Consider the following 25,464-nt stretch of genomic DNA (forward strand, 5'->3'; position numbering starts at 1 on the left):
TCCTTTCTGGACTAGGAATCTGGACTAAGAATCTCGACGAAGAAGTTCTCAGGCGTCCAGCGCGCTCATGACGTGCTTGATGCGGGTGTAGTCCTCAACGCCGTACATGGAGAGGTCCTTGCCGTAGCCGGAGCTCTTGAATCCGCCATGGGGCATTTCGGCAGTGAGGAGGATATGGGTGTTGATCCACACAGCCCCGAAATCCAGGTCGCGGGAGACGCGCATGGCTGTTCCGTGGTCGGTGGTCCAGATACTGGAGGCCAGGGCGTAGTCGACGTCATTGGCCATCTCAATTGCTTCATCCTCGGTGGAGAACTTCTGCACGGTGATAACCGGTCCGAAGGTTTCCTTCTGCACGATGTCGTCAGTCTGCCGGGCGCCGGTGATGATGGTGGCTTCGTAGAAGTAGCCCTTGTCACCGGAGCGCTTGCCGCCGACCGCTACGGAGCAGTGCGAGGGCAGTGCATCCATGACGGCGTTGACGGCGTTGAAGTGGTTGATGTTGTTGAGCGGACCGAAGTAGTTCTTCGAGTCATCGGCGTCGCCCGTCGTCAGGGTTTTGGTGTGTTCAACCATGGCAGCCACGAGGTCATCGTGGGCCGAATCCTGCACCAGCACACGGGTCACGGCGGTGCAGTCCTGACCTGCATTGAAGAAGGCCGCCTCGGCGATGGCCGCCGCGCTCTTCTTCACATCAGCGTCCCCGAAGACGATGGCAGGAGCCTTGCCTCCGAGCTCGAGATGGGCCCGCTTGAGGCCCTTCGCGGCTCCGGTGGCGACGGCGATGCCCGCCCGCACCGAGCCGGTGATCGAGACCATGGCCGGGGTCTTGTGCTCAACCATGGCTGCGCCGGTGGCTCCGGTGCCCAGCACAACGTTCAGTACGCCGTCGGGCAGGATGCCCTGCGTCAGGCGGGCGAGGACCAGGGTGGATTCCGGAGTGGTGTCGCTGGGCTTCAGCACAATCGTGTTGCCTGCGGCGAGCGCCGGTCCGATCTTCCAGATGGCCATGAGGAACGGGTAGTTCCACGGTGCAACCTGGGCGATGACCCCAACGGGTTCGCGACGGACATACGAGGTGTGGCCCTCGAAGTACTCTCCGGCGGACTTGCCCTCAAGGATGCGGGCGGCGCCGGCGAAGAAGCGCATCTGGTCAGCTCCGGCTGCGACTTCCTCCGAGGCGATCATTTCGCGGACCTGCCCGGTGTTGCGGTGCTGGGCTTCAACGAGTTCCTCGCTGTGGGCCTCGATGGCGTCCGCAAGCTTGAGCAGCATGAGCTGGCGCTGCCCGGGAGTCTCCCGCTTCCAGGAGGAGAAGGCCGTCTTGGCGGCGCTCATCGCGGCGTCGATGTCAGCCTGGACTGACACGGGTGACTGTGCGACCACTTCACCGTTGGTCGGGTTGACGATGTCCAGCAGTTCGCTGCCGCTCGGCGTGACGAACTTGCCGTTGATGAAGTTCTGCAGGGTTGCGACCACGGCGTATTTCCTTTCGTTTCCGGACAGGAGTGCCCAAATTCACTGCCGACCATACGTGGTCCACGCCACGCCGCCTAGGTTTGAACGCACAGCGCTTCCGCAAAAGCGTGATGCATCCGCACAAGCGCGTCAGCCTATAGTGGACGTTATGGCGATCACACTGTCGGCCCTCCTTGCCACGCCCGCACTGAAGCTCCAACAGGTGGGCACCAGTGCTGTGGCGGACGTCCCGGTCCAGTGGGTTGCGGTGACCGAGCTGGAAGATCCGAAGCCATTCCTCAGCGGCGGCGAAGTGGTGCTCACCACCGGCCTCCGGCAGAAATCAGCCACCTCACAGCGGAACTTTGTCCGGCACGTCCAGGCCTCCGGCGCACTCGCGATCGGGTTTGCAACGGGTCTCGGCCACGAGAAGGTGCCCGCCGCGTTCCTGGATCAGGCGGACGAGCTCGGACTCCCGGTGTTCCGCGTTCCGTACGAGACGCCATTCATCGCAATCGGAAAAATCGTTGCTGATTCCCTGTCCGCCGAACACTATGCGCGGCTCGAAAACCTGCTCACGGGCCACCAGGTGCTGGCCGCTGCACTGCTGGGCGGCGGGGGGCTCCCCCAGCTCCTGCGTGAGCTTGCCGCGATGCTGCGCACCGACGTCGCGCTGTCCCAATATGGAACGGTGCTGTTCGCAACCAGTGGCAGCGCCCCGGGCTTCGGGGCAGTTGAGCAGGCCGCTGAGCAGAACCGCGCGTGGCACCGCATGCCGGTGGCGACGGGCCTGAAGGACCGCTGCACTTTGGCCATCGGCGAACCGTACCAACGCGACGCCATCACGGACTACGCACAGAGCCTGATCAGCGTGGAACTGAGCAACCAGGCCAGGCGCAGGGCGAGTGAGCGCGCCGTCGTCGGGCAGTTGCTGCAGGACGTGGTGCGCGGCTCGCTCACCGGCAGCGATGCTGCAGCGCGCCTGGGCAGCGCCGGCATCGACACTGCGCGGAGGCAGTGCGTTGTGCTTGCCGATGTGGCAACCGGTCAGCGCCGCGCCCTGCGGACGCTTCCACTGCCGGGCGCGTACGACGACGCCGTCACGGCCGTTGTGGACGACCGCCTGGTGATCGCGGTGCCGGAAGGTGACGGGGAGTCTTTCAGCCAGGCGCTGAGCGCCTACCTTCACGGCGCCGGTTTCACAGCGAAAGTAGGCTTCGGGGGCGGCTATGCCCAGCCCAGCGGGCTGCGCTGGAGCTACTTCGAGGCGCGGGAGTCGCTGACCCGGGGCCAGGCGGTCAACCAACCGGACCGGCTCAGCCTCACGTCCCTCCTCATGGCAAGTGAGGACGTGCCGCTGGCGGATCTGGCCGCCGAAGCGCTCGATCCGGTCGTGGCGTTCGATGACCGCCACGGCGCAGAGTTGATGCTCACGCTCGAGAAGTACCTGGCTCATAACGGGTCGGTGGCCGCCGTTGCGGACGTGCTGCAGCTGCACCGGAACACCGTTCGCTACCGTCTGCAGCAGATCGTCGAACTCACGGGCTACGATCCCGCCATCACCGCAGACCGCGTACACCTGTACCTGGCGTTGAATGTGCGCGGCCTCCGGTAGGCCGCGCCCCTGCTTCTGAACTTGGTACGGAAACAGGGGAATCCGGTGCCCGACGAGCGATCTCTCTGGCGCGCCGCCCCCAACGCTCCATAAGGTAATCGAATGGCTAATCAACTGCATACGAGTCTGCTCCACACCTGGCAGGGCATCGACGATCCGGGCCGCCTGGATTCCGCCACGATCAATCTGGAGCCGGGTCGGCTGAGCGCACACGGCACATCCAGGACAGACTCGTATGCCATGAGCTGGGCGCTCACGACGGCGGAGGGCTGGGTAACCCGCCGCCTGACCGCGACGGTGCATGGTCACGGCTGGAGCCGGCACCTCGAGCTGGAGCGGGACAGTGACGGCGTGTGGACCAGCACCGGCTCAAGTTCCGGCGAATGCGACCTCCCCGCACCAGGCATCGAAGACCCTTCCTTGCTGATCGGTGCCCTCGACTGTGATCTGGGGCTGTGCCCGCTGACCAACACGATGCCCATCCTGCGGTTGAACCTGCACTCCGAGGAGTTGGCGCCGGCGGATGAGACCTCAATGGTCATGGCATGGGTGGAGGTTCCTAGCCTTCGGGTGATGCGCAGCAGCCAGATGTACAGCCAACTGCGTTCAGCGAACAACGAGCGGAACGGCGTAGTTCTCTACAGCTCCGACAACCATGGGTTCACGGCGGAGTTGCAGATCGACAGGGAGGGCGTGGTTATCGAATATCCCGGGCTGGCAACCCGAATCCGCTAAGTTTCGGTAACTTTTCTCACGATCCAACCCCTGATGGGCCATTGCACCTAACACACCGAATGCGCTTGTGTACAGAGCGTACGGTGGAAGTATGTCTGATTCCGCACACAATCCTGCCCAAATACAGTCAGGGCCGCCGGGAACGGCCTCCGCACAAGCACCCAGCAAGGGTGTTCTTGATCGTCCCGTCTTCTACACGTCCCTGGTGGTCGTGCTGGCGCTGGTCATCCTCGGTGTCGCTTTCCCCACCGGTTTTGCCGATGTCACCAGCAGCGTCCTCGATGGATTGGTAACCAATTTCTCCTGGGCCTTTGTCCTCACCGCAACCGGCTTTGTTGTCTTCGCGGCATTCCTCGCCTTCAGCAAGTACGGCCGCATCCGCCTCGGAGCCGACGATGAGAAGCCAGCCTTCTCCCGCGCCTCCTGGATTGCAATGATGTTCAGCGCGGGCATGGGGATCGGCCTGATGTTCTATGGCGTCACCGAACCCATCTCCCACTACCTGACGCCGCCGCTTGCAGGTGTGGAGCCAGGTACCGACGCCGCCGCCCGTCAGGCCATGAACTACACGCTCTTCCACTGGTCTCTGCATCCGTGGGCGATCTACGCCGTCGTCGGACTGGCCCTGGCCTACTCCGCGTTCCGCAAGGGACGCGGCATCGGATTCAGCGCCGCCTTCGCTCCGCTGTTCCGCGGGCGCACCAATATCAAGGCCCTGCGCGCAATCGACGTGTTCGCTATCTTCGCAACCCTGTTCGGCTCCGCTACCTCCCTGGGTCTCGGCGTTGTCCAGATCAACGGTGGGCTCACCGAAGTCTTCGGGATCGAAAGCAACATCTGGGTCCAGGTAGGGCTCATCGGGCTCTTGACCGTGTGCTTCGTCGTCTCCGCCGTCAGCGGTATCTCCCGCGGCATCAAATGGCTCTCCAACGGCAACATGATTGCCGCGCTGGTGCTCCTCGCCTTCCTGTTCATCGTGGGCCCGACGGTCTTCATCCTCGAGCTGATCCCTTCCGCCGCAGGCAACTACCTGTTTGCCCTCCCCCAGATGGCAACTCGCACCGGAGCCTTCGGCGGCCAGGACTGGCTCTCAGCCTGGACTATCTTCTACTGGGCGTGGTGGGTTTCATGGACGCCGTTCGTCGGTTCCTTCCTCGCCAAGATCTCGCGCGGCCGCACCATCCGTGAGTTCATCCTCGGCGTCGTCGCTGTGCCGAGCCTCGTCAGCCTCGTCTGGTTCGGTGTCTGGGGAGGCACCGCGATTACCGCGCAGAATAACGGCGTGGACATCGCCGCGGCCAACGCGGAGAGTCAGGAGTCAGCGATGTTCGCGCTGCTGGCTGAATACCCGCTGGCCTCGGTGACGGCGATCCTCGTCGTCCTGCTCGTTGCGGTGTTCTTCATCTCCGGCGCGGATGCCGCCTCGATCGTGCTGGGCTCGCTCTCCTCCTTCGGTTCCGAGAACCCGAAGAAGTGGCTCACCATTCTGTGGGGAACCATGACCGGCGCGGTAGCAGCAGTCCTGCTCTTCATCGGCAGTCTCGGTGCGCTGCAGACGCTGACGATCATCGCCGCAGCGCCGTTTGTCCTCATCATGGTGGGCCTCTGCGTGGCGCTCATGATGGACCTCTCAAAGGATCCGGCGATTGTCGGCGCGAAACGTCGTCGTACTCCCGCTGCACCGGCCCTTGAGCCGGAGCGTCAGGAGGAAGACCTCGGCACGGCCGAGGAAGCCGCTGCACGGTAGGCAGCCACTGCCTGTCACGACGACGACGCTCCCGCAGCCTCAGGCTGTGGGAGCGTCGTCGTCTGTTGCACCGCGCGGGCAACCCCCCCACGTCTAATGGTTGGCGTCGCTGGTGGACACACTGGTGCCGGGTTCGGCGTCGCGAGGACTATCCGGCAGCTCGAACGTGAACGTGGTGCCGCGGCCCAGCTCGCTGCGGCAATGGATGCGGCCGCCGTGTTCCTCGACGATCGAACGGACGATGGCCAGGCCCAGCCCCACGCCGGGGATCGCCGCCTGCCGCACACTGGAGGTCCGGAAGAACTTCGAGAACACCTCGGCGCTGTCCTCCGGGCTCATGCCCATTCCCTGATCCTCCACCTCGCAGACCACGGAGCCCGGCATCTTCTGCGCACGCACCGTAACGGTTCCGCCCGCCGGCGAATACTTGACCGCATTGGAGAGCAGGTTATCCAGAACCTGACCGATCCGCGCGGGATCACACCGGGCGATGGTGCCCACGGGAACCTCGTCAACAATGTCGACGCCGGCTTCCTTGCCGCGCGCCATGATGGCATCCACTGATTCGCGGGATATGTCGGCGAGGTCCGCGCGCACCGGGGACACTTCCGGCGGCCCGGAGGCTGCGGTGAGCAGGTCGTCTACGAGCCTGCGAAGGCGCGTCACGTTGCGGCCGATGACGTTCAGGCCGGCCAGCGTCTCCGGCGGCGGGTCGTCATCGAGCATCATCTCCAGATATCCGACGATGACCGTCAGCGGAGTGCGCAGTTCGTGGGAGACCATCGCCACGAACTCCTCCTTCGCGTTCAGCGCGTTCACCAGCTCAGTGACATCGTTGAAAGCGACGACGGCGCCCTCACGGTGTCCGCCCTCGTCCAGCATCATGCGGGCAGAGGCTGACAGAACGCGCTGGTGGTCTCCCTCGCCGATCCGGATGAGGTAATCGGAGAATGTTTCACCCGCAACGGCGCGGTAGGCCGGGCGTTCTGCGGTGGGGATGAGCGTGACGCCGTCGGGTCGGAACAGCAGGAGGTCCTTCTCCGGTGCGTCATCCACCCCATCGGGCAGCCCGATCCGGTGGACCTCGTGCTGGCGCCGGTTGAACAGGATGTCATGCCCGTCCGCGTCGATGGCGAGGAGACCGACGTCGACGGTGTTCATCGTGGCATTCAGCAACCGCTCCCGCTGGGCGCTGCGGTGGAGCACCTGCTGCAGTGCGTGGTCCTTTTCCTCCATGGCTTTCTGCTGGTCCATCATGCTGGCCGTCATGACCCGGATTGTCACCGCGATGCCGAAGATGATGGTGGGCAGCAGGGCTGATTGGGTCAGGTCCGATGCACTGACGCCGGCGTTCGCCGCGAACAGTGGAACCCAGATCATCGCAAACGGGCCAATCAGGCTCAGCGCAAGGCCAAGCCGCGGGTATAGGCCGGAAGCCGCCAGCCACAGGACCGGGAAAACCGCCATCAGCCCGATCCCGAGGACCTCCGTGTTGGCGCCGAAGCGCAGCAGCGCGATCGGGATGAAATCGAGCACCGGAATGGTCAGGAACAGTCCGTACGGCAACCGGTCCCAGGGGATGAGCGCACACAGCAGGAGAATTCCGCAGCTGAGGATCATGCCCCACTGGAACGCTGCGCTGGCCCATACCACCGGATGGAAAGCGACGCTCCCTGCTGCCAGCAGCGCGGTTGTGATCGATAGTGGAGCCTGACTAAGCAGCACCCGTGAGCGCATCGACATCTCGTGGAACTGCCGGGTATTGAACGTCAGATAGGACAGAACATTGTCCATGGTGACTGGTGCTCCTAACGCTCGGGTGCCGTTCCGACACTGCCAACTCTATAGATCGGCGCAACCGGCAAATCGCAGCTTCGCAGGGATGTGACGCGGCGTGTGCGACCCGGCCGGAAATTGTGGGTTAAATGGAGCATGACCGTCTCACCGCCGGAACGCCGCGCTCTTGTCATCGAGGACGACCCCGATATCCGGATGCTTCTGGCGTCGCTGCTTAAGCGCGAGGGTTTCCAGGTGACGGAGGCCGGAACGGTTCGTGAGGGGGTTGAAGCCGCGCGGCGCGGCGTGGACATCATTACCCTGGACCTCAACCTGCCCGACGGCAACGGACTGGACGCCTGCGCACAGATCCGGCCTATCTCAGACGCCTACATCCTCATGATCACTGCCCGCGGCAGTGAGATAGACCGCTTGCAGGGACTGGATACCGGTGCTGACGACTACATCGTCAAACCCTTCAGCCCGCGCGAACTCGTAGCGCGCATCAATTCTCTTTTCCGTCGCCAGAACCGCCAGCTCGCTGCCAGCACCGCGGCCACTGAAGCGGACGCCGATGAGAGGCAACGCGCCGCGCAGGTGCAGCAGAGCCTGCTGCCCCGGCACGGTCTCCAACTGCCCGGTTACGACATTGCGGGACAATTTCGCCCCTCCCGCGACGTTGGCGGAGACTTCTTCGACTGGTACCCCACCCTTGACGGCATGCACTTCTCCGTCGCCGATGCCATGGGCAAAGGTATGGGAGCCGCCCTGGTAGCCGCCACGGTTCGCGCGGTGCTGCGCTCAACTGCCGAGGAACCGGACCTTGGGCGGGCCTTCACCTCTGCGGCGGCATCCCTCGACGCCGACCTTGAGCGTGCGTCGTCCTTCGTCACGCTTCTCCACGGCCGGCTCACCGCTTCCGACGGCGCCGTGGACCTCATCGACGCCGGTCATGGCCTCGCACTGCATGTCAGCTCCGACGGCTCATGGAGACGCCTAGCCTCCGGCGGGGTGCCGCTGGGCACCGTTCCGGGCTGGGACTGGGAGGTGATGACCGTGACATTGGCTGCCGGTGATGCCCTCGCCATCATCAGTGACGGCTTGCTGGACATCTACGACACACTGGACGAGTTTGCTGCAGCCGCCGCAGAGGTCGTTGCCACGTCGTCCTCGGCTGCAGACGCCTGCGACAAGCTGTTGATTCTGGGGGAAGATCCACGCGTGGAAGATGACGTCACCGCTGTTGTGGTTCGCCGGACAGCCGGGGTCGGCGCATGAACGCGTTCTGGGTGCGGCTGCTGGTTGTGCTCACTGTCATCCTGGGGATCAACTACATCGCGTGGCGCTGGTTGGAATCGCTGAACTGGGAGGCCTGGTGGATTGCCGTGCCGCTGGTCGCAGCCGAAACCTACAGCCTCATCGATGTTGCTCTTTTTGGGCTTACGGTATGGCGGGTGAAGCGCCGCACCGCTCCCGAGCCGCCGGTCGGCGCAACGGTGGACGTCTTCATCACCACCTACAACGAGCCCGTGGAGATGGTACTTGAGACCGCGGAGGCGGCGAAGCGGATCACCTATCCGCACAACACCTGGATTCTCGACGACGGCTCGCGTCCCGAATTGCAGGAGGCCGCCGAAAAAATCGGGGTCGGATACATCACCCGCGGGCCGGAATGGGCAAACCGGCCCCGGCACGCCAAGGCCGGAAACCTCAACAATGCCCTGATGAGCACCTCCGGCGAGTTTCTGCTCATTCTCGACACGGACCAGGTGCCGGACCCGCGCATCCTGGACCGGACCCTCGGTTACTTCAACAACCGGCGCGTGAGCCTCGTGCAGACACCACAGTATTTCGTGAACGTTCCCGAGGATGACCCCCTCGGAAGTCAGGCGCCCCTCTTCTACGGTCCCATCCAGCAGGGCAAGGACGGCTGGAACGCCGCATTCTTCTGCGGCTCCAACGCCATCCTCCGCCGTGAGGCGCTCATGCAGCTCGGACTCGCCGGGTATGTCGAGGAGGTGGAAAGCGCGGTCACCGCAGCGCTGAAATCCGCCCGCGCTGCGGTACGCCGCGCCCGGAAGTCTCCGGAGGCCGCGAACCCGCTGGTGGCCGAACTGTTGGACGATGTCGAGAAGGCGGTCGCCGCGGCGCGCACGGAAAAAGCGGCCGGCGCGCCCCTCGCCGAGGTGACTTACCGGGTCCGCCGCTCGGTGGACAGCGCAGTGCAGCAGATGGTCGCGGCTGACATGTCGGCGATGGAGGCGGATCTTGCCGAGATCGCTGCCATGGACCTCGGTAGCGAACCCGGGGTTGCTGTCCCGGACAACCTGGATCAGGCGGTCGAGCAGCTGTCGGACCGAGCGTGGTCGCCCCTGGGCGCGCTCGAATCGGTGCAGGCCGTCCTCGATGCCATCTCAGTGGACCGCGATGACGAGGCGCAACCGGTCATGCCGTTGGCCACGATTTCCGTGACGGAAGACATGGCCACGTCCATGCGCATGCATGCGATGGGCTGGCAGAGCGTCTACCACCACGAGATCCTTGCCCACGGACTGGCGCCCGAGGATCTGAAGACCATGCTGACGCAGCGGCTCCGCTGGGCGCAGGGAACCATCCAGGTACTCCTGCGCGAGAATCCGTTGCTGAAGAAGGGTATGAGCCTGGTTCAGCGGCTGATGTACTTCGCAACGATGTGGAGCTACCTGAGCGGTTTCGCCGCCGTCGTCTACTTCGCCGCACCGATCATCTACCTGACGCTCGGTATCCTTCCGGTGAACAGCATCAGCTTCGATTTCTTCATCCGCTTCCTGCCGTTCATGATTGTCAACCAGTTGCTCTTCGCGGTGGTGGGCCGAGGGGTGAGCACCTGGCGCGGCCAACAGTACAGCCTGGCGTTGTTCCCGACCTGGATCAAAGCCTGCACGACGGCGGCCCGTAACGTCTGGTTTGGCCGTCCGCTGGGCTTTGCGGTCACGCCGAAGGCACGGCAGGACGGCGGACCGAGTTGGAGCCTGATTCGGCCGCAGCTGATTGTCATGGTGCTGCTTGTCCTTGCCGCGGTGGTTGGCATAGTCCGGCTGGCCACCGGACTCAACGAACCACTCGGAACGTTCGTCAACGTCTTCTGGGTCGTCTTCGACCTGATTGTGTTGAGCGTGCTCATCAAGGCAGTGAAATACGAGGGATACGTCATCGAGGAAAGGAAAGCTGATGCAGTTCACGATTGAGGACAGGGGCACGTACACCGAGGTGGTGGCCAACGGCCGGCTCAATATGGTCTCAGCGCCTACGCTGCGCAGCACCGTCGATGAGGCCGTCGGAGCCGGCAGCCGCCACATCGTGGTCAACCTTGCGGCCACGGACTTCATGGACTCCTCCGGACTCGGCGCCCTGATCGGCTGCCTCAAGGTCGCTCGGCAGGCAGGCGGGGATCTCCGGATTGCCTGTGCGCAGAAGCAGGTACAGATGGTCCTGGAGCTCACCAACATGAACCGGGTGCTGTCTCCCTACGCGACGGTAGAAGAGGCATTCGCCAGTGACTGACCGCGATTCACAGCGACGGTTCGAAGCCGAGGCAGTTCCGGCGGCCATCAACGATCTCCACGATGAGCTTGACCGGTTCTGGAGTGACCTTGAAGATGTCCCGTTCGAGGACCAGATGGCTTTCACCACCGCCGTCATCGAGGCCGCCTCCAATGTCGTTGAGCACGGAGTTCCGCTCGACCGCGCCGGGATGCGCCTCGGCGTCGAGTTGAGCGCCACCGCCACCCGGCTTCAGGCGCGCATTCTGGAAATCAACGCGGCAGCGCATCCGGATCCTTTGACGCCGGCAACAGGTGATCCCGAGGAGCTGGAATCCGGGCGCGGCCTGTTCCTGATCAACGCCCTGGTCACCACAGTCACGGTTGAACGTCAGGGGAACACCAACGTCTGGGTCCTCTCCAAGGAGTCCGCTCCCCGGCGGTAGGACCTCGGGGCGCGGATCGCCTGCGCGCCGCTAATGCTATGCGTCGGCCGGTGCGTCGACCAGCGCCGTGCGGGCGACGGAGACCATGTCTTCGCGGGGCACAACCTTGATCCGCTCACGGACCACGCCGTCGATCTCGGTGGCGGCATCGCCCAAAGCGCGCTCGTGCGCATCGAGCGCGAGCCAGCCCTCCCAGGTGGTGAACTGCACGCCGCGTCCGTTCAGAAGATTGACGACGGCGTCATCCGCCGGCGCTGCGGCCGCCGGGAGGTTCTCAAGATCCTCCAGCAGGTGGGTCACCGTCTCCAGCGCGTCACCCTTGGTATGCCCGATGAGACCGACAGGGCCACGCTTGATCCAGCCCGTTGCGTACACGCCTGCCACGGGGACGCCGGAGCCATCCAGCACGCGGCCGCCGTCGTTCGGGATGACACCGCGGCGGTGATCGAACTCGACCTCCGGCAGGGCTGAGCCGAAGTAGCCCACCGCGCGGTAGACCGCCTGGACCGGGTAGTCGAGGTATTCGCCGGTGCCGACGGCGTTGCCGGTTCCATCGAGTGCGGTGCGCTCGAACCTGATGCCCGTGACCTTTCCGTCCTCGCCCAGGACCTCCACCGGGTTGTGGAGGAAGTGCAGGTGGAGCCGGCGGGATGCGGTGAATTCAGCCGGGTCTTCGGGCTGCTCGGCGATCCAGTTGGTCAGCGTGCCGACCATGGTCTTGGTCTGGTTGTTCGTCTGGATCTGCCGGTCGGACTCGGCATCGAACTCGAAGTCCTCGGGGTAGAGCACAATGTCGACGTCCCGTGAGTGCGAAAGTTCCCGTAGCTCCAGCGGAGTGAACTTCACCTGGGCCGGCCCGCGGCGGCCGAACACGTGCACATCCGTCACCGGCGAGTTCCTCAGCCCCTGGTAGACGTTGTCCGGGATCTCAGTGACAAGGAGGTCATCGGCGTGCTTGGAGAGCACGCGCGCTACGTCGAGGGCCACGTTGCCGTTGCCCAGAACAGCAATCTCCGTGGCTTCGAGCGGCCACTGGCGCGGCACGTCCGGGTGCCCGTCGTACCAGGAGACGAAGTCCGCTCCGCCGAAGGAGCCCTCAAGTTCAATGCCGGGAATGTTGAGGTCCGCGTCCTTGATCGCGCCGGTGGCGAAAATGACGGCGTCGTAATGGGTTTGCAGGTCCTCCAGCGTGAGGTCCGTACCGTATTCAACGTTGCCGAAGAAGCGGATATCGCCGCGGTCCAGAACCTTATGCAGGGCATTGACGATGCCCTTGATGCGCGGGTGGTCAGGCGCAACGCCGTAGCGGATGAGACCGTACGGCGCCGGGTAGCGGTCATAGAGGTCGATACTGACCTTCAGCTCACCCGAGGCAACGGGCGCTGACTTGGTCAGGATGTCGGCAGCGTAGACGCCAGCCGGACCGGAGCCGATGACGGCGACGCGCAAGGGTCGGCGGGAGGCGCCGGAGGAGAACGCGGAGGATTGCGACACGGCTGTGTTCCTTTGCTGTGATGAGGTGTGCGGGTGTAGTGCGGGAGCGGCTAGGCGGGTTGCCAGTGGGGTGAAAGCGCGACGACGTTTCCCACCACAATCACGGCGGGAGACTTCACATCGCGCAGCTCGGCGAGGTCCGCGATGGTTTCAAGAGTGCCGGTGGTCACGCGCTGCGACTCCATCCACCCGTTTTCGATGATGGCGACGGGCGTGGACGCCTTCCGGCCGCCGGTGATGAGTGACGCCGAGGAGGAACGCAGCAGCGACACTCCCATCAGGAGGATCAGTGTGTGGTCGCTGCCCGGCGGGATGAGCCCTGTCTGCTGCCGGATGTCCTCGTGACCGGTGATGACGCTGAAGCCCTTCGCCACTCCCCTGTGCGTCACGGGGATGCCGGCGGCGGCCGGCACGGAGATGGCGGATGTGACGCCGGGAACCACCTCGACGGGCACGCCGTGATCGCGGCAGTAGGCTTCCTCTTCACCGCCGCGGCCCAGGACGTACGGGTCGCCGCCCTTCAGCCGCACAACGCGGTTGCCCAACAGAGCCTGCTCGACGAGGATCCGGTTGATCTCCTCCTGGGGGACCGGATGGTGGCCGGGGAGCTTGCCCACCTCGATCACCTGGACGTCCGCAGAAAGGCCCGTGATCAGGGAACGCGGTCCGAGCCGGTCAGCCACGACGACGTCGGCCATGGCCAGCAGGCGCCTGCCGCGGGTGGTGATGAGGCCGGCATCGGCCGGTCCCCCGCCCACCAGCGCGACTGTTCCCATCCCCTCGGCCGTGCGATGCCGACGCAGCGGCAGCTCACCGGATTCGAGGGCGGCAGCAACGCCATCGCGCAGGGCCGCCGCCCGTTTGGGGTCGCCGTTGGTGTTGACGGCAACAGTCACGTCATCGATACGGGCGACTGCGGGAACCCACGCTGCGGACGCCGCTGAGTCGCCGCCCTTGACGCACCAGATGCACAGCGCTTCGGCCTCGGCGGCTATCCGGTCCTGCACTTCGGCGGAACCGGAATGGGCGAGGACCAGCCACGCGCCGTCGAGGTCGGCGGTGCGGTACTCGCGCTGCTGCCAGTCCACGCGGCCGGCGGCGGCAGCGTCGGTGATGTCCTCACACGCATAGGGGGCGATAACTGTAACCAGTGCGCCGTCGTCGAGCAGTGCCTGCAGCCGGCGTGCGGCCACCGGGCCGCCGCCCACCACGAGGACCTTGCGACCGCGCAACTGCAGTCCAAGAGGGTAGGTCATTGCGAACCTCCGGTGAGCAGGCCGCGGCGGCGGAGCAGGTGACGTTCGAGCGGCCCGAAAACCAACACTTCAATCACTACTCCCACGACGAGGATGAGCAGGATGGTTGCCATGACACCGCCGACGTCGTCGAGCTCGCGCCCGCGCTGCAGCAACGTGCCAAGGCCGAGGCCCAGTTGCTGGCCGCCGGCAATGATCTCGGCGGCCATCAGCGCTCGCCAGGAGAATGCCCAGCCCTGCCGGAGTCCGGAGATGTAGGCCGGGAGTGCCGCAGGCAGCACGATGTGGAGTGCGGTGTCCCAGGTTCCCGCGCCGAGTACCCTGCCCACCTTGCGGTGCAGTGGCTGGATCTGGTCCACGCCGGCGAGCAGGCCGTTGACGATGGCCGGAACGGCGCCGGTAAGCACCACGAAGTACACCGTGGCGTCGGTGACGCCGAAGAAGAGAATGGCCAGCGGCACCCAGGCCACGGTTGGCAGCGTCAACAGGAACGTCATATAGGGGGCGACGGCGGCGCGGAGCCAGATCGAGGCGGACAAGCCCAGCGCCAGCACAGTGCCCACGAGCACGGACAGGAGGAACCCCGGTACTCCCCGGCTCAGGCTGGTGGCGACACCCTGGACGACCTCTCCGGAGTGCCACAGCCGTCCCAGCGCAGCGAAGAGGTCTGAGGGCCCCGTTCCGCCGTTGATCGACGAGGCAGCGGCCCAGAGACCGAGGACCACGGCGAGGGTGACAACCGGCGCCAGGGTCAGCAGGACTCCCCCGTGCCGGCGTGCCCTGGAAACGGTCGGAACGGACTGCGCGGACCGTCTGGGTTCAGCTAACTGCGGCAAGACCGTGCACCTCCCGGTGGAGGACGGTCCTGATTGTTTCAGCCAGGGCTGCACCGGCGACGGCGTCATGGCGCTGGGTATCCGAGACCTGCCATTCGCCGGCAATGGAACCCTGATCGGAGGCCAGGAGAATAACGCGCTGGCCCAACCGGATTGCTTCGCGAACGTTGTGGGTCACCAGGACGATGGTCCGGCCGGTGGCTCGCCAGATATCCTCCAGCTCGTCGTGCAGGAAATCCCGGGTGATGGAGTCGAGCGCGCTGAACGGCTCGTCCATGAGGAGCAGGCTGCGGTTCTGCGCGAGGGCGCGTGCCAGCGCTACCCGCTGCTGCATCCCGCCGGAGAGCTGGTGGACCAACCGGTAGCCGGCATCGGGAAGCCGCACCAGGTTCAGAAGTTCCTGCGTCCGTTGCTGACGATCCTGCCGCGGCACGCCGGCGAACTTCAGCGCAAGCGAGATGTTACCGGCCGCACTGAGCCACGGCAGCAGCGCCGATTCCTGGAACATGACTGCTGCGGGCGGCGCCAGCACAGTACCGCCGTCGGCATGATCGAGCCCGGCGACGATGTTCAACAGGGTCGACTTGCCCGAGCCCGATCCGCCGACCAGGCAGACGAACTCGCCGCTGGAAATCGACAGGTCGAGCCCCTCGAAGACCGGGATGCTTGCGAAATTCTTGCTCAGGTTAGCAATTTCCACAGTGGGTGCGCCGTTCACGGCGCACCGGGCTTGCTAGCTGTCATAACGCTCGTCCTCGCGGGCAGACAGTTCAAGGTGGTCGGACTCCACCAGGCCTGCGGCCAGGGTGTTGCCGTCGGACGGGTCGATGACCAGGAAGGCTCCAGTACGGCGGAAGTTTCCGTAGTTGTCCACGGGCAGCGCTGACGCGAGCCGGATGTGGGCGGTTCCGATGTCATTGAGCTCAAGGCCCGACGCCGGTTGATCGGCGAACGTGGCGAGGTCCAGCTTGTTGATGACCTGGCGAACCAGCCCCTGGACGGTCTTGCTGCCGTGCTTGATGAGAAGCCTGGAGCCCTCCTTCAGCGGCTTCGGCGACAGCCAGCAGAGGGCTGCGTAGAGGTCCTGAGTGGGTTGCGGGAGGCTGGCGGTTGAACTAACTTCAGCAATCAGGTCTCCGCGGGCAATGTCGATGTCGTCGGCGAGCCGCAGCACCACTGACTGCGGAGCGAAGGCTTCCTCGAGGTCTTGCCCGGCGAAGTCGATGCCGGTGACCGTCGTTTCGCGTCCGGAGGGCTGCACTATGACGGCGTCCCCCACCCGGATGGACCCGGCCGCCACCTGCCCGGCGTAGCCGCGGTAGTCACGGTAAGCGTCGGCGTCGAGCCCGGGAGCCACTGCACCCTGCGGGCGAATGACGGTCTGGACCGGGAAGCGGAAGGCTTCGAGATCGGTTTCGAGCTCGGCGAGCGCCGGCAGCTGCTCGAGGGTCTCCAGCAGCGACGGGCCGCCGTACCACGGGGTCTTCTCCGAGCGGTCCACCACGTTGTCCCCCTCAAGGGCGGACACGGGAATGACTGCCGGTTCATCGACCTTCAGTTCGCGGGCGGCCTGCTTGAGCTGGGACTCGACGTCGCGGAACACGGCCTCGCTGTAGTCCACGAGGTCGATCTTGTTCACCGCCACAATGATGTGCGCGACGCGCAGCAGCCGCGCCACCGCGAGGTGACGGCGAGTCTGCTCCAGCACACCCTTGCGAGCGTCAATCAGTACGACGACGGCGTCAGCCGTGGAAGCGCCGGTCACCGTGTTCTTCGTGTACTGAACATGCCCCGGGGTGTCCGCGAGGATGAAGGTGCGGTTGGCCGTGGCGAAGTACCGGTAGGCCACGTCGATCGTGATGCCCTGTTCCCGTTCGGCACGCAGGCCGTCGGTCAGCAGCGCGAGGTCCAGCTTTTGACTGCCGGTGGCCCCTTCCCCGCCGAAGCCTCGCTCGGCGGAGGTGCGCGCAACGGCGTCGAGCTGGTCAGCCAGGACTGACTTGCTGTCATGCAGGAGGCGGCCCACGAGGGTGGACTTGCCGTCGTCGACGGAGCCTGCGGTTGCAAATCTGAAAAGGGTTGAGTGCTCAAGTGCTGTTTCGACTGCTGTGCTCATTAGAAGTACCCATCTTTCTTGCGGTCTTCCATGGCGGCTTCCGAGATCCGGTCGTCCGCGCGGGTGGCGCCGCGTTCAGTGAGAGTGCTGAGGGCGACTTCCCTCACGACTGCCGACACGTCTGCCGCAGCCGATTCGACTGCACCGGTGCAGGACATGTCACCGACCGTGCGGTAGCGGACCATCCGTGTCTCAACGGTCTCCTTTTCGGTTGGCTGGGACACGTCACCGACGGCACGCCACATGCCGTCACGGCGGAAGACCTCGCGCTCGTGTGCGTAGTACAGTCCGGGCAGGTCGATGTTCTCGCGTTCGATGTAGCGCCAGACATCCAGTTCAGTCCAGTTGCTGATCGGGAAGGCCCGCACGTGCTGCCCGATGGTGTGGCGGCCGTTGTACAGGTTCCACAGCTCGGGCCGCTGGTTGCGCGGATCCCACTGACCGAACTCGTCGCGCAGGCTGAGGATGCGTTCTTTGGCGCGGGCTTTGTCCTCATCCCGGCGGCCGCCGCCGAAGACTGCGTCAAACTTGTTCGCGTTGATGGTGTCAAGCAGCGGGACGGTCTGCAGCGGGTTCCGTGTCCCGTCAGCTCGTTCGCTCAGCTCGCCGCGGTCGATGTACTCCTGGACGGACCCAACCACGAGGCGGATCCCGAGCCGCTCAACCGTGCGGTCCCGGAACTCGAGAACCTCGGGAAAGTTGTGCCCGGTATCCACGTGCAGCACCGGAAACGAAACCTTGCCGGGCCAGAACGCCTTGGTGGCAAGGTGCAGCATGACCACGGAGTCCTTGCCGCCGGAGAACAACAAAGCGGGCCGCTCAAACTCGGCAACGACTTCCCGAATAATGTGAATGGCTTCGGATTCCAACGTATCCAATGAGCTCAAGCGGTGCGTGGCTCCCCCGATGCGGTCTGTCTGCAAAGCCGTTTCCGCGCTGAGGTGACGTGCCCGCTGAGCCGGAGCCGCTGATGCCGCCCAGGGAGTGGCATCTAAGGTGTCAGCCGAGGGCCCCGACGCGAGCTTGCGAGCGTTGGGTAGGCTGCCACCGCTGTCGGAGCCGCGCGCCTGGTCGGTCGTAGATCGGCCGTGCGGCGAAGGGGCGGGGGCGGCATCAGCGGTGGAGGCGGAGCCTGCACCGCTGGGAAGGAAGGTGTTGGTTGATGAGCTCATTGGTGGATTCCGCACTCTGTCTTCGCTAGGCCGGCCCAACGGCCGGCTCTCGGGTCTTCTCCTGGGGCTACCGGCCGCGTACACGGCTTGCAGCCGATCGAGGGGTAGCCATTGGATAGGAGCATGTTCACGGGGACCTGGTGTTCGCCCGCGTAGTCGAGGAGCTCGTCGAACGTCCAGGCGGCGAGCGGGTTGATCTTGACCAGGTTGTGCACGTGGTCCCAGGTGACCAGCGGCGTGTTGGTCCGGGTGGGTGCCTCGTCACGGCGGACCCCGGTGAACCAGACCTCATAGCCGGCCAGGGCGTTCTTGAGGGGATTCATCTTGCGGAGCGCGCAGCACTGGGCGGGATCCCGGCCGAACAGGTCCTTGCCATAGGTAGCGTCCTGTTCGGCGACAGTCTGCCCGGGCATTACGTCGACGATTGTGACGTCGAGCTGGCCGGCAACCTCGTCCCGGGTAATCCGGGTTTCAGTGAAGTGATAGCCGGTGTCAAGGAAGAGGACATCAATGCCGGGGAATTGCTGCGACACCAGGTGCGGCAGGACGGCGTCGGCCATGGAGCAGGCAACGGCGGCCTGGGACAGGTTGAAGTTTCGGGCTACCCAGGCGATCACCTGCTCGGCGGAGGAGTTCCAGCCGAGCTCTTCGACACCCGCGGCGGCGAGTGCCTTCAACTCGGCTTCAGGGCGGCGGGACCGGCCTGCGGCTTCCAAGGAAACGTTCTCGGGTGACAGCGTCACTGCAGGTCTCCTTCCTCGACTCGGTGCGCCCACTGGGCGAAGGTCTCGTTATCCTGGCGACCGCCGACATAGCGGCGGACAACGCGTTCGACGTAGTCGGGCAGGTTCTCGACGGTGACTTTCAGGCCGCGGATAGTGCGTCCGAGGCCTGCCTCACCGCGGTTGGAATCCGCTAGCCCGCCGCCGAGGTGAACCTGGAAGCCGGGAGTGGGGTCGCCGTCGGGCGTTGGAAGCATCATGCCCTTGAGGCCGATGTCCGCAGTCTGGATGCGGGCGCACGAGTTGGGGCAGCCGTTGATGTTCAGCGCTATCGGTTGGGTGAGCGTGCCGCTGTCAACGAGGTCTTTCAGGCGGCGCTCAAGCTCGGCGATGGCCGTGGCTGCGGTGACCTTGGTTTCCACGATGGCGAGCTTGCAGAACTCGATGCCCGTGCACGCGATGGTGGAGCGGCGGAACAGCGATGGCCGGGCGGACAGCCCCAGCTCATCCAGTTTTGAGATGAGCGGCTCCACCTGCTCCTTCTCGATGTCGAGGATTACGAGCTTCTGGTGCGGGGTGGTGCGCAGCCGGGTGGAGCCGTGAGCTTCGAGGGTGTCGGCGAGTGAGGTGAGGATTGTTCCGGAGACCCTGCCAACCGTGGGCGAGACGCCGATGAAGAATTTCCCGTCCTTCTGCTCGTGGACGCCGATGTGGTCCCCCGGAGTATCGGGCTTGGGCGCAGCGGGACCGTCAGGGAGCTCGAAACCGAGGTACTCGTCCTGCAGGACCTGCCGGAATTTCTCGGCACCCCAGTCGTTGAGGAGGAACTTCAGGCGGGCCTTGGTGCGCATGCGGCGGTAGCCGTAGTCCCGGAAAATGCTGGTCACGCCAAGCCATACCTCGGCGGCGACCTCCGGAGTGACGAACGCGCCCAGGCGTTCCGCCAGGCGGGCGTTGGTGGAGAGGCCGCCGCCTACCCAGAGGTCGTAGCCTGCGCCGAGCTCGGGATGGACCACACCGACCAGGGCGAAGTCGTTGATCTCATGCACCACGTCCTGGCTCGGGTGGCCGGTGATCGCGGTCTTGTATTTGCGCGGAAGGTTCGCCAGCTCGGGATCGCCGATGAACCGGTCGCTCAGTTCGCGGATGAGCGGGGTGGGATCGAGGATTTCATCCTTTGCGATCCCCGCCACGGGTGAACCGAGGATCACGCGGGGAACGTCGCCGCAGGCCTCGGTGGTGGAGAGGCCGACGGACTCAAGGCGGTTCCAGATCTCGGGGACGTCCTCAACTCGGACCCAGTGAAGCTGGATATTCTGGCGGTCCGTGATGTCCGCGGAGTCGCGGGCGAACTCGGTGGAGATACCGCCGATGACCCGCAGCTGGTCAGTACTGAGCGCACCACCGTCAATGCGCACGCGCAGCATGAAGTATTTGTCTTCGAGTTCGTGCGGTTCGAGCGTGGCGGTCTTGCCGCCGTCGATACCCTGCCGGCGCTGCGTGTAGAGGCCCCACCAGCGGAAGCGCCCGTGAAGGTCCGTGCCATCGATTGAATCGAAGCCGTTTTTCGCGTAAATCTGCTCGATCCGCTCACGGACGTTGAGCCCGTTGTCCTCCTGCTTCCAGGTTTCATTGGGGTTCAGAGGCGTGGTGCCGTCAACCTTCCACTGGCCGTGAGGCTTGGCAGCGGGCCTGGCCGCGCGCGGCTTTCGCCCGGCTTCAGGGGCTGCTTCGGTCGCGAGTGAACTCGTCATGTAAAGACAGTAGGACCGGCCTCGGAAGCCCTTCAAAGGTCCGGAAACACCCGTTCACGTGGGGACACAGCACGTCACAATGCCAGCAGGGTCTTGACAGGACTGGCGCGCTCGCAGAACCAGCGTTGGTCAGGGCCTGGCGCATGCCTTGACGAGGGGCCGGCAGGCCCTGCCGCAGTCCCTGGTGGGGTCAGGCACCTGAAGGCGGCTGGCGGCGTCGTCGTACCGGGCAAGCGCAATCTCCGCGAGCGCCGTCGACGGTAGCAGCGGCGCACTCACCACGGCGCCGCCGGCTTTGGCGAGCTGGTCATGGAAGTAGCCGGGAGCCAGCAGATAGGAGGCGATCGCCGGAGCGGTGCCGTCCTGATGAGCCCCTGCCACTGCTTCCGGAACGGAGGGGCTCGCGCTGGCCCCATACCCGACGACCATCCGCCCGGTCCGCAGTCCGTTAAGCTGCCCTGCCAGCTCCTCGACGTCCACAGCCGCGCAGGCGTCCGAGGAACCCGCTGCAGCAAGTACGACGGCGTCACTCACCTGCACGCCCGCTTCCTCCAGCCGCTGCTGCAGCAGCTCCGCCAGCCTCGGGTCGGGGCCTAGCGGAGCTGCGGCGAAGGTGTTCGGGCGGCTCTGCACCGCTTCGGCGATGTCCACTTTAACGTGATACCCCACGGACAACAGCAGCGGCACGATGACGGCCGGGCCGTCCGGAAGCGAGGCCACTACCCCGGGAAGATCGGGCTCCTGGACGTCGACGTAGGCTTCCCGGATGTCCAGCTCGGGGCGCAGGGCACGCATCTCATCCCGCAGCTGATTGACGGCCGCCTGCCCCTCAGCGCTGCTGGTTCCGTGCGAACAGGCGATCAGGACGGGGTGTTTGGGCGTCTGCATGTTGGCCATTGAAGCACCCGCCTGCGACTATTGACAGTTGTGTCCCGTAACGCAGAGACCTCATGAACGCGCCGCTGGTCCTGGACCTGTTCGGCGTCTTCTTCTTTGCCATGTCCGGAGCGCTGCTGGCGGCGCGCAAGGGGTTCGATCTGATCGGCTCGCTGCTGCTGGCTTCCCTCGCCTCGCTGGGAGGAGGAGTGGCACGGGACCTGATCATCGACGTCGAGCCCGTAGCGTTCTACAACCCTCTCTATCTGGTGCCGCCGCTGCTTGCCACTGGCCTGGTCTACTTCCTGTATTCCGGGATCGAGAAAGCAAGCCGGCCGCTGGTGCTCTTCGATGCAGGAGGCCTTGCCCTGTTCTGCATCGTCGGTGCGCTCAAGGCCATCAACGAGGGCCTCAACCCCGTAGCGGCAGTGCTGCTGGGAGTGACAACCGCAGTCGGCGGAGGTCTGCTGCGCGACGTCGTTGCAAATGAGGTGCCGCAGCTCTTCACCGGTGACCTGTATGCCCTACCCGCCTTCCTCGGTGCAACGCTCACTGTTGCGCTGGCAGAGCTGGGCCTGTTCAACGTGGTGACGGGGATCGTCGTCGCTGTGTTGGTATTCACGCTGCGGGTGATGGCGTGGCGGTCGGGCTGGCATGCACCCCTCGCAGCTCAGGACGCGCGTCGCGCCGACCCCCCGTCCACGGGATAGGATGAGGGCATCCCCCTGACACCACCTGGAGCCACTGTGACCGAGCTGTTCCTGGATAAATTCCGTGCCCTCGTACCTGCCTATTTCGAGGAACCCTGGGTGCCGGAAGACGGCCTTTCGGAAGACGAGCTGGCGGAGCTGCGCGAAGGCCAGGATTTCCCGCTTCCGATGGCCGTGCACGAGTTCTACCTCGCGGTCGGTGCTTCCGAAGATCTCATGGAGGCGTTCCACTATGTGTGGGATCCGGACGAGCTGGAGATCGAAGACGGATTCCTGCTCTTCATGGAAGACGTGGATGAGAAGTTTGTCTGGGGCATCAAGGCAGATCAGCTGAATGTCCCGGATCCCATAGTGTGGCGGCGCAACAATGCGCGGGCCTCCTGGAAGAACGAGGAAGGAACGTTCAGTGAGTTCATGCTTGACATGTTCGACTGGGTGTTCGACGACGAGGCAGAATGACCTGGACAACGCACGCTCCTGCGGGGTATGAGTGCCCCTTCTGCGATCTGGCGTCCGGCGAGTTTCGGTTCCCGACCAATCTCTGCAGGCCCGGCGACCTGATCTACTCGGATGACCTGGTGCTGGCGTTCATCGCCTCCCACGGCTTCGAGCCGAACCCCGGGCACGTCCTGGTGACTCCGCGCGCCCACTATGAGCTGCTGTATGAACTGCCCGACGACGTCGCGGGCCGCATCATGACCGTCACCCGGGACATGGCCATTGCCATCAAGCGCGCGTGGAACCCTGACGGCGTTTCAACCCGCCAGCACAACGAGCCGGCCGGAAGCCAGCACGTGTGGCACTACCACCAGCATGTCCTCCCCCGCTGGCACGACGACGGCTTCTACTTCACGCCGAAGCGCCCCATCGTGGACCCCGCCATCCGGGCCCGCAAGGCTGGCGAGCTCCGCGCTGCGCTTTAGCTGCTAGCTGCTTACGCCCGAGCACAATCGTGCACTTTCAGGCTCGATCGGTGGAATGCCACGCCGTTGTGCCCTGAGAACATGCGGATCTGGACTCGTCCAGGTGAGAGAAACTGCAGGATTGTGCTCGGTCAGCATTCCTCCACAAATTCCTCCGGCGGCTGAGTTACACATTGGGACGCTCCAGTCCGAACCCTGGTCCGGTTGGCTTGACACTGGCCGAATGGATCCTGCTGCACAATTGCGCCATGTCGGTGGCTTCGCGCCAGTCCGCACGCTTCGCCAACGCGGCGTCAGCCGGCGTGCCATGGATCATGCCATCAGCACCGGGTAAGTCCTGAAAGTACGACGAGGAATACTCGCCATACCCGGGGCGCCTTCGGATTTCGTGTCGGCAGTGAGTCACAACGGCCGGCTCAGTTGTGTATCAGCAGCCAGCCACTTCGGTCTGTGGTGCTTGGATTCACCCGAAATGCTCCACCTGAGCTGCCCGGACGGCGGAAGCGGGACCCATGTGAATCACCGGTCCCTCAGCGTGCCGCCTCATCCATACCTACCATTGGTCGGGTTGGGCGATGCACTCCTTCACGTGCTGCGTTGTCGTCCCCTGCATGAAGCGGTGGTGATGGTCGAGAGTGCCGTCCGGCGTGGTGACATGGCTTTGTCTTTTCTGTTCGACCGGTTGGACGGAGACCGAAATGGGAAGGCCAGGGAAGCCTTGCGCCGCGTGACCGGATGCGCTGAATCACCCATTGAAGTGGTCGCCAGACTGTTATTCGTAGCGGCTGGGTTCCACGTGGAGACTCAGGTAAGCATCGAAGGAGTAGGACGAGTGGACTTTCTACTCGACGGCTTCCTTGTGGTGGAGATCGACGGCGCTGCCTTTCACTCCGATCGAAAGGCGCTTCGACGAGACCACCGCCGCAATAATGCGACACTCCTCAACGGTTACCTCATTCTCCGGTACGGCTACGAGGACGTCATGTTCGAGCAGGAAGCGATGTTGGATCAGATTCGCTTGGCGTTACGCCGAGGACGGCCTCACGGGCGCTGAACCGTGCACAATCCTGCAGGTTCTTGAGGGCTCCTTCCTCATTCCGCAAGCAACGACGCGGAATGCCCTGGCCGGCGTCCCCCGAAACGCCCGGAAGTTGCAGGATTGTGCACGCGGGAGGTGAACTGACCGGGAATCAGACGTCTCGGCTGACGACCGCCTGCGCAAAACTCGCAAGGGCCGTCTTGACCATGCTGTCAGGCAGCGGGTCGAGCGCCGTCACCGCATCTTCCGCCCACTGCTGCGCAACAGCCCACGCCTGCCGGGTGGCGGAGTGCCCGCGAAGAGCGGACACGGCTTCAGCCAGGGCTTCATCGGACGTCAGATCGCCGTCGACCAGCGCGAGCACCCGCTGCGCGGAGTCATCACCGGACGCCGCCGCCTGCCGCAGCAACAGCACGGGCAGCGTGGGCACGCCCTCGCGCAGATCGGTACCCGGGGATTTACCCGATTTGTCCTTCAGCCCGGTGACATCGATGACGTCGTCAGCAAGCTGGAACGCCACTCCGACCTTCTCGCCATAGGACACCATGACGTCCACAGCCGACGCCGGTGCATCCGCAAAAATTGCACCCAACTGGCCGGACGCGGCAACCAGCGAACCGGTTTTATCCGCAATGACCGACAGGTAGTGCTCCACCGGATCCTCGCCGTCCCGGGGGCCGACGGTCTCATGCAACTGGCCCAGGCACAGCCGCTCAAAGGTGCGCGCCTGGATGCCCAGCGCACGCGATCCCAATTCCGAGACAAGGATCGACGCACGGGCGAAAATGAGGTCCCCGGTCAGGATGGCCACGGAATTGCCCCACACTTCGTGGGCCGTGGGCGCACCGCGGCGGTAGGGGGCGGAGTCCATGACGTCGTCGTGATAGAGCGTTGCGAGGTGAGTCAGTTCGACGACGACGGCGGCAACCACCACCTCCGCCTTGCTTGCGTCCCCGAGGTGGGAGGCAAGGATGGTCAACAGTGGACGGATCCGCTTGCCGCCGGCTTCCACCAGGTGGCGGGAGGTGGCATCGGCCAGGGGGTCGGAACTGGAGATCGCCTCCCGCAGCTGCTTCTCAACCTTCGCCAGGCACGTCGACACCGCCGGACCAAGCTCCGGGTCCTCAGCGATCAGGGCGAAACCCGCCGGCAGGCGCATCCCGGTAGCAATCACACCGGTGCTCGGGTCCAGCTCGTCGATGAGCGGCCGAGGATGGCCAGCGCGGGTCCAGCTGGTGTGGGGGGAATCCGTCATGGGTCTAAGCCTA

The 25,464-nt window shown here is 64.8% G+C and carries 23 protein-coding genes; 11 read left to right on the forward strand and 12 right to left on the reverse strand.

Features of this window, described 5'->3' with window-relative positions; genetic code table 11:
* Window positions 1-48: 48 nt before the first annotated feature.
* Entirely contained in the window at window positions 49-1,479 is a 1,431-nt protein-coding gene (locus AC1MBU_RS14285; RefSeq protein ID WP_346027244.1) for a gamma-aminobutyraldehyde dehydrogenase, read from the reverse strand.
* Window positions 1,480-1,627: 148 nt separating this feature from the next.
* On the opposite strand from AC1MBU_RS14285, the gene AC1MBU_RS14290 reads away from it, so the two are divergent.
* From AC1MBU_RS14290 to AC1MBU_RS14300, 3 genes are all read left to right on the forward strand, one after another.
* Window positions 1,628-3,073, forward strand: coding sequence for a PucR family transcriptional regulator (locus AC1MBU_RS14290; RefSeq protein ID WP_479787678.1), 1,446 nt, complete (start codon window positions 1,628-1,630; stop codon window positions 3,071-3,073).
* Between the two features lie 102 nt (window positions 3,074-3,175).
* Window positions 3,176-3,808, forward strand: coding sequence for a putative glycolipid-binding domain-containing protein (locus tag AC1MBU_RS14295; RefSeq protein ID WP_277359921.1), 633 nt, complete (start codon window positions 3,176-3,178; stop codon window positions 3,806-3,808).
* A 91-nt stretch (window positions 3,809-3,899) separates the two neighbouring features.
* A complete protein-coding gene (locus AC1MBU_RS14300) occupies window positions 3,900-5,555 on the forward strand; it encodes a BCCT family transporter (protein WP_479787681.1) in 1,656 nt (551 codons plus the stop codon).
* Between the two features lie 93 nt (window positions 5,556-5,648).
* Here AC1MBU_RS14300 and AC1MBU_RS14305 read toward each other — a convergent pair whose 3' ends face one another.
* Window positions 5,649-7,349 carry a sensor histidine kinase gene (locus AC1MBU_RS14305; RefSeq protein ID WP_479787683.1) on the reverse strand — a complete coding sequence of 567 codons (1,701 nt, stop codon included), beginning with the start codon at window positions 7,347-7,349 and terminating at the stop codon, window positions 5,649-5,651.
* A gap of 138 nt (window positions 7,350-7,487) precedes the next feature.
* Between AC1MBU_RS14305 and AC1MBU_RS14310 the strand changes: the two genes are divergently transcribed.
* Genes AC1MBU_RS14310 through AC1MBU_RS14325 form a run of 4 tightly spaced genes read left to right on the forward strand, consistent with a single transcriptional unit; the run spans window position 7,488 to window position 11,298 of the window.
* The gene (locus AC1MBU_RS14310; protein ID WP_479787686.1) at window positions 7,488-8,609 is read left to right on the forward strand and encodes a PP2C family protein-serine/threonine phosphatase; all 1,122 of its coding nucleotides are present in this window, start codon (window positions 7,488-7,490) and stop codon (window positions 8,607-8,609) included.
* Window positions 8,606-10,558, forward strand: a complete 1,953-nt coding sequence (locus tag AC1MBU_RS14315; RefSeq protein ID WP_479787688.1) for a glycosyltransferase — start codon at window positions 8,606-8,608, stop codon at window positions 10,556-10,558. The genes AC1MBU_RS14310 and AC1MBU_RS14315 overlap by 4 nt, the downstream gene beginning before the upstream one ends.
* A complete protein-coding gene (locus AC1MBU_RS14320) occupies window positions 10,542-10,874 on the forward strand; it encodes an STAS domain-containing protein (RefSeq protein ID WP_277359811.1) in 333 nt (110 codons plus the stop codon). Before AC1MBU_RS14315 ends, AC1MBU_RS14320 begins: the two co-directional genes overlap by 17 nt.
* Window positions 10,867-11,298: an ATP-binding protein gene (locus AC1MBU_RS14325; protein WP_277359810.1), complete on the forward strand. Its 432-nt coding sequence runs from the start codon at window positions 10,867-10,869 to the stop codon at window positions 11,296-11,298. The genes AC1MBU_RS14320 and AC1MBU_RS14325 overlap by 8 nt, the downstream gene beginning before the upstream one ends.
* A 36-nt stretch (window positions 11,299-11,334) precedes the next feature.
* Here the strand turns inward: AC1MBU_RS14325 and AC1MBU_RS14330 are convergent, their stop codons facing one another.
* The 9 genes from AC1MBU_RS14330 to AC1MBU_RS14370 all read right to left on the reverse strand — a co-directional run bounded on the left by AC1MBU_RS14330 (window position 11,335) and on the right by AC1MBU_RS14370 (window position 21,536).
* Window positions 11,335-12,792, reverse strand: a complete 1,458-nt coding sequence (locus AC1MBU_RS14330) for an FAD-dependent oxidoreductase (protein WP_479787690.1) — start codon at window positions 12,790-12,792, stop codon at window positions 11,335-11,337.
* A gap of 50 nt (window positions 12,793-12,842) precedes the next feature.
* Window positions 12,843-14,048, reverse strand: a complete 1,206-nt coding sequence (cobA, locus tag AC1MBU_RS14335; protein WP_346027252.1) for a uroporphyrinogen-III C-methyltransferase — start codon at window positions 14,046-14,048, stop codon at window positions 12,843-12,845.
* Window positions 14,045-14,884, reverse strand: a complete 840-nt coding sequence (locus AC1MBU_RS14340) for an ABC transporter permease (protein WP_277359352.1) — start codon at window positions 14,882-14,884, stop codon at window positions 14,045-14,047. The genes cobA and AC1MBU_RS14340 overlap by 4 nt, the downstream gene beginning before the upstream one ends.
* Window positions 14,868-15,602, reverse strand: coding sequence for an ABC transporter ATP-binding protein (locus AC1MBU_RS14345; RefSeq protein WP_471672054.1), 735 nt, complete (start codon window positions 15,600-15,602; stop codon window positions 14,868-14,870). The genes AC1MBU_RS14340 and AC1MBU_RS14345 overlap by 17 nt, the downstream gene beginning before the upstream one ends.
* A 15-nt stretch (window positions 15,603-15,617) precedes the next feature.
* Window positions 15,618-17,000, reverse strand: a complete 1,383-nt coding sequence (locus tag AC1MBU_RS14350; RefSeq protein WP_346027253.1) for a sulfate adenylyltransferase subunit 1 — start codon at window positions 16,998-17,000, stop codon at window positions 15,618-15,620.
* Window positions 17,000-17,923, reverse strand: a complete 924-nt coding sequence (cysD, locus tag AC1MBU_RS14355; RefSeq protein ID WP_471673593.1) for a sulfate adenylyltransferase subunit CysD — start codon at window positions 17,921-17,923, stop codon at window positions 17,000-17,002. The genes AC1MBU_RS14350 and cysD overlap by 1 nt, the downstream gene beginning before the upstream one ends.
* A gap of 245 nt (window positions 17,924-18,168) precedes the next feature.
* Window positions 18,169-18,909, reverse strand: a complete 741-nt coding sequence (locus tag AC1MBU_RS14360; protein ID WP_479789800.1) for a phosphoadenylyl-sulfate reductase — start codon at window positions 18,907-18,909, stop codon at window positions 18,169-18,171.
* A gap of 2 nt (window positions 18,910-18,911) precedes the next feature.
* Window positions 18,912-20,648 (reverse strand): nitrite/sulfite reductase, encoded by a 1,737-nt coding sequence (locus tag AC1MBU_RS14365; RefSeq protein WP_277359349.1) that lies wholly within the window; start codon window positions 20,646-20,648, stop codon window positions 18,912-18,914.
* A 129-nt stretch (window positions 20,649-20,777) separates the two neighbouring features.
* Complete coding sequence (locus AC1MBU_RS14370; RefSeq protein ID WP_277359353.1) at window positions 20,778-21,536, reverse strand: sirohydrochlorin chelatase; 759 nt, start codon at window positions 21,534-21,536, stop codon at window positions 20,778-20,780.
* Window positions 21,537-21,598: 62 nt separating this feature from the next.
* On the opposite strand from AC1MBU_RS14370, the gene AC1MBU_RS14375 reads away from it, so the two are divergent.
* The 4 genes from AC1MBU_RS14375 (at window position 21,599) to AC1MBU_RS14390 (ending at window position 24,211) form a co-directional block, all read left to right on the forward strand.
* Entirely contained in the window at window positions 21,599-22,234 is a 636-nt protein-coding gene (locus tag AC1MBU_RS14375; protein WP_277359348.1) for a trimeric intracellular cation channel family protein, read from the forward strand.
* A 36-nt stretch (window positions 22,235-22,270) separates the two neighbouring features.
* Window positions 22,271-22,693, forward strand: a complete 423-nt coding sequence (locus AC1MBU_RS14380; RefSeq protein WP_056543734.1) for a hypothetical protein — start codon at window positions 22,271-22,273, stop codon at window positions 22,691-22,693.
* Window positions 22,690-23,157, forward strand: coding sequence for an HIT family protein (locus AC1MBU_RS14385; RefSeq protein WP_277359347.1), 468 nt, complete (start codon window positions 22,690-22,692; stop codon window positions 23,155-23,157). The genes AC1MBU_RS14380 and AC1MBU_RS14385 overlap by 4 nt, the downstream gene beginning before the upstream one ends.
* Window positions 23,158-23,989: 832 nt before the next feature.
* Window positions 23,990-24,211 (forward strand): DUF559 domain-containing protein, encoded by a 222-nt coding sequence (locus AC1MBU_RS14390; RefSeq protein WP_479787695.1) that lies wholly within the window; start codon window positions 23,990-23,992, stop codon window positions 24,209-24,211.
* Between the two features lie 136 nt (window positions 24,212-24,347).
* On the opposite strand, the gene AC1MBU_RS14395 is transcribed toward AC1MBU_RS14390, so the two are convergent.
* Window positions 24,348-25,451: a polyprenyl synthetase family protein gene (locus AC1MBU_RS14395; RefSeq protein WP_277359344.1), complete on the reverse strand. Its 1,104-nt coding sequence runs from the start codon at window positions 25,449-25,451 to the stop codon at window positions 24,348-24,350.
* Window positions 25,452-25,464: the final 13 nt, after the last annotated feature.

The sequence above is a fragment of the Arthrobacter sp. PTI12 genome (assembly GCF_056679915.1).

What these genes read in the sequence shown, in the direction of transcription:
- AC1MBU_RS14385 (WP_277359347.1), top strand. Translation starts at nt 22,690, where the DNA reads ATGACCTGGACAACGCACGCTCCTGCGGGGTATGAGTGCCCCTTCTGC.
- AC1MBU_RS14310 (WP_479787686.1), top strand. Translation starts at nt 7,488, where the DNA reads ATGACCGTCTCACCGCCGGAACGCCGCGCTCTTGTCATCGAGGACGAC.
- AC1MBU_RS14315 (WP_479787688.1), top strand. Translation starts at nt 8,606, where the DNA reads ATGAACGCGTTCTGGGTGCGGCTGCTGGTTGTGCTCACTGTCATCCTG.
- cobA (WP_346027252.1), bottom strand. Translation starts at nt 14,048, where the DNA reads ATGACCTACCCTCTTGGACTGCAGTTGCGCGGTCGCAAGGTCCTCGTG.
- AC1MBU_RS14295 (WP_277359921.1), top strand. Translation starts at nt 3,176, where the DNA reads ATGGCTAATCAACTGCATACGAGTCTGCTCCACACCTGGCAGGGCATC.
- AC1MBU_RS14305 (WP_479787683.1), bottom strand. Translation starts at nt 7,349, where the DNA reads ATGGACAATGTTCTGTCCTATCTGACGTTCAATACCCGGCAGTTCCAC.
- AC1MBU_RS14300 (WP_479787681.1), top strand. Translation starts at nt 3,900, where the DNA reads ATGTCTGATTCCGCACACAATCCTGCCCAAATACAGTCAGGGCCGCCG.
- AC1MBU_RS14365 (WP_277359349.1), bottom strand. Translation starts at nt 20,648, where the DNA reads ATGACGAGTTCACTCGCGACCGAAGCAGCCCCTGAAGCCGGGCGAAAG.
- AC1MBU_RS14395 (WP_277359344.1), bottom strand. Translation starts at nt 25,451, where the DNA reads ATGACGGATTCCCCCCACACCAGCTGGACCCGCGCTGGCCATCCTCGG.
- AC1MBU_RS14350 (WP_346027253.1), bottom strand. Translation starts at nt 17,000, where the DNA reads ATGAGCACAGCAGTCGAAACAGCACTTGAGCACTCAACCCTTTTCAGA.
- AC1MBU_RS14375 (WP_277359348.1), top strand. Translation starts at nt 21,599, where the DNA reads ATGAACGCGCCGCTGGTCCTGGACCTGTTCGGCGTCTTCTTCTTTGCC.
- AC1MBU_RS14370 (WP_277359353.1), bottom strand. Translation starts at nt 21,536, where the DNA reads ATGCAGACGCCCAAACACCCCGTCCTGATCGCCTGTTCGCACGGAACC.
- AC1MBU_RS14320 (WP_277359811.1), top strand. Translation starts at nt 10,542, where the DNA reads ATGCAGTTCACGATTGAGGACAGGGGCACGTACACCGAGGTGGTGGCC.
- AC1MBU_RS14290 (WP_479787678.1), top strand. Translation starts at nt 1,628, where the DNA reads ATGGCGATCACACTGTCGGCCCTCCTTGCCACGCCCGCACTGAAGCTC.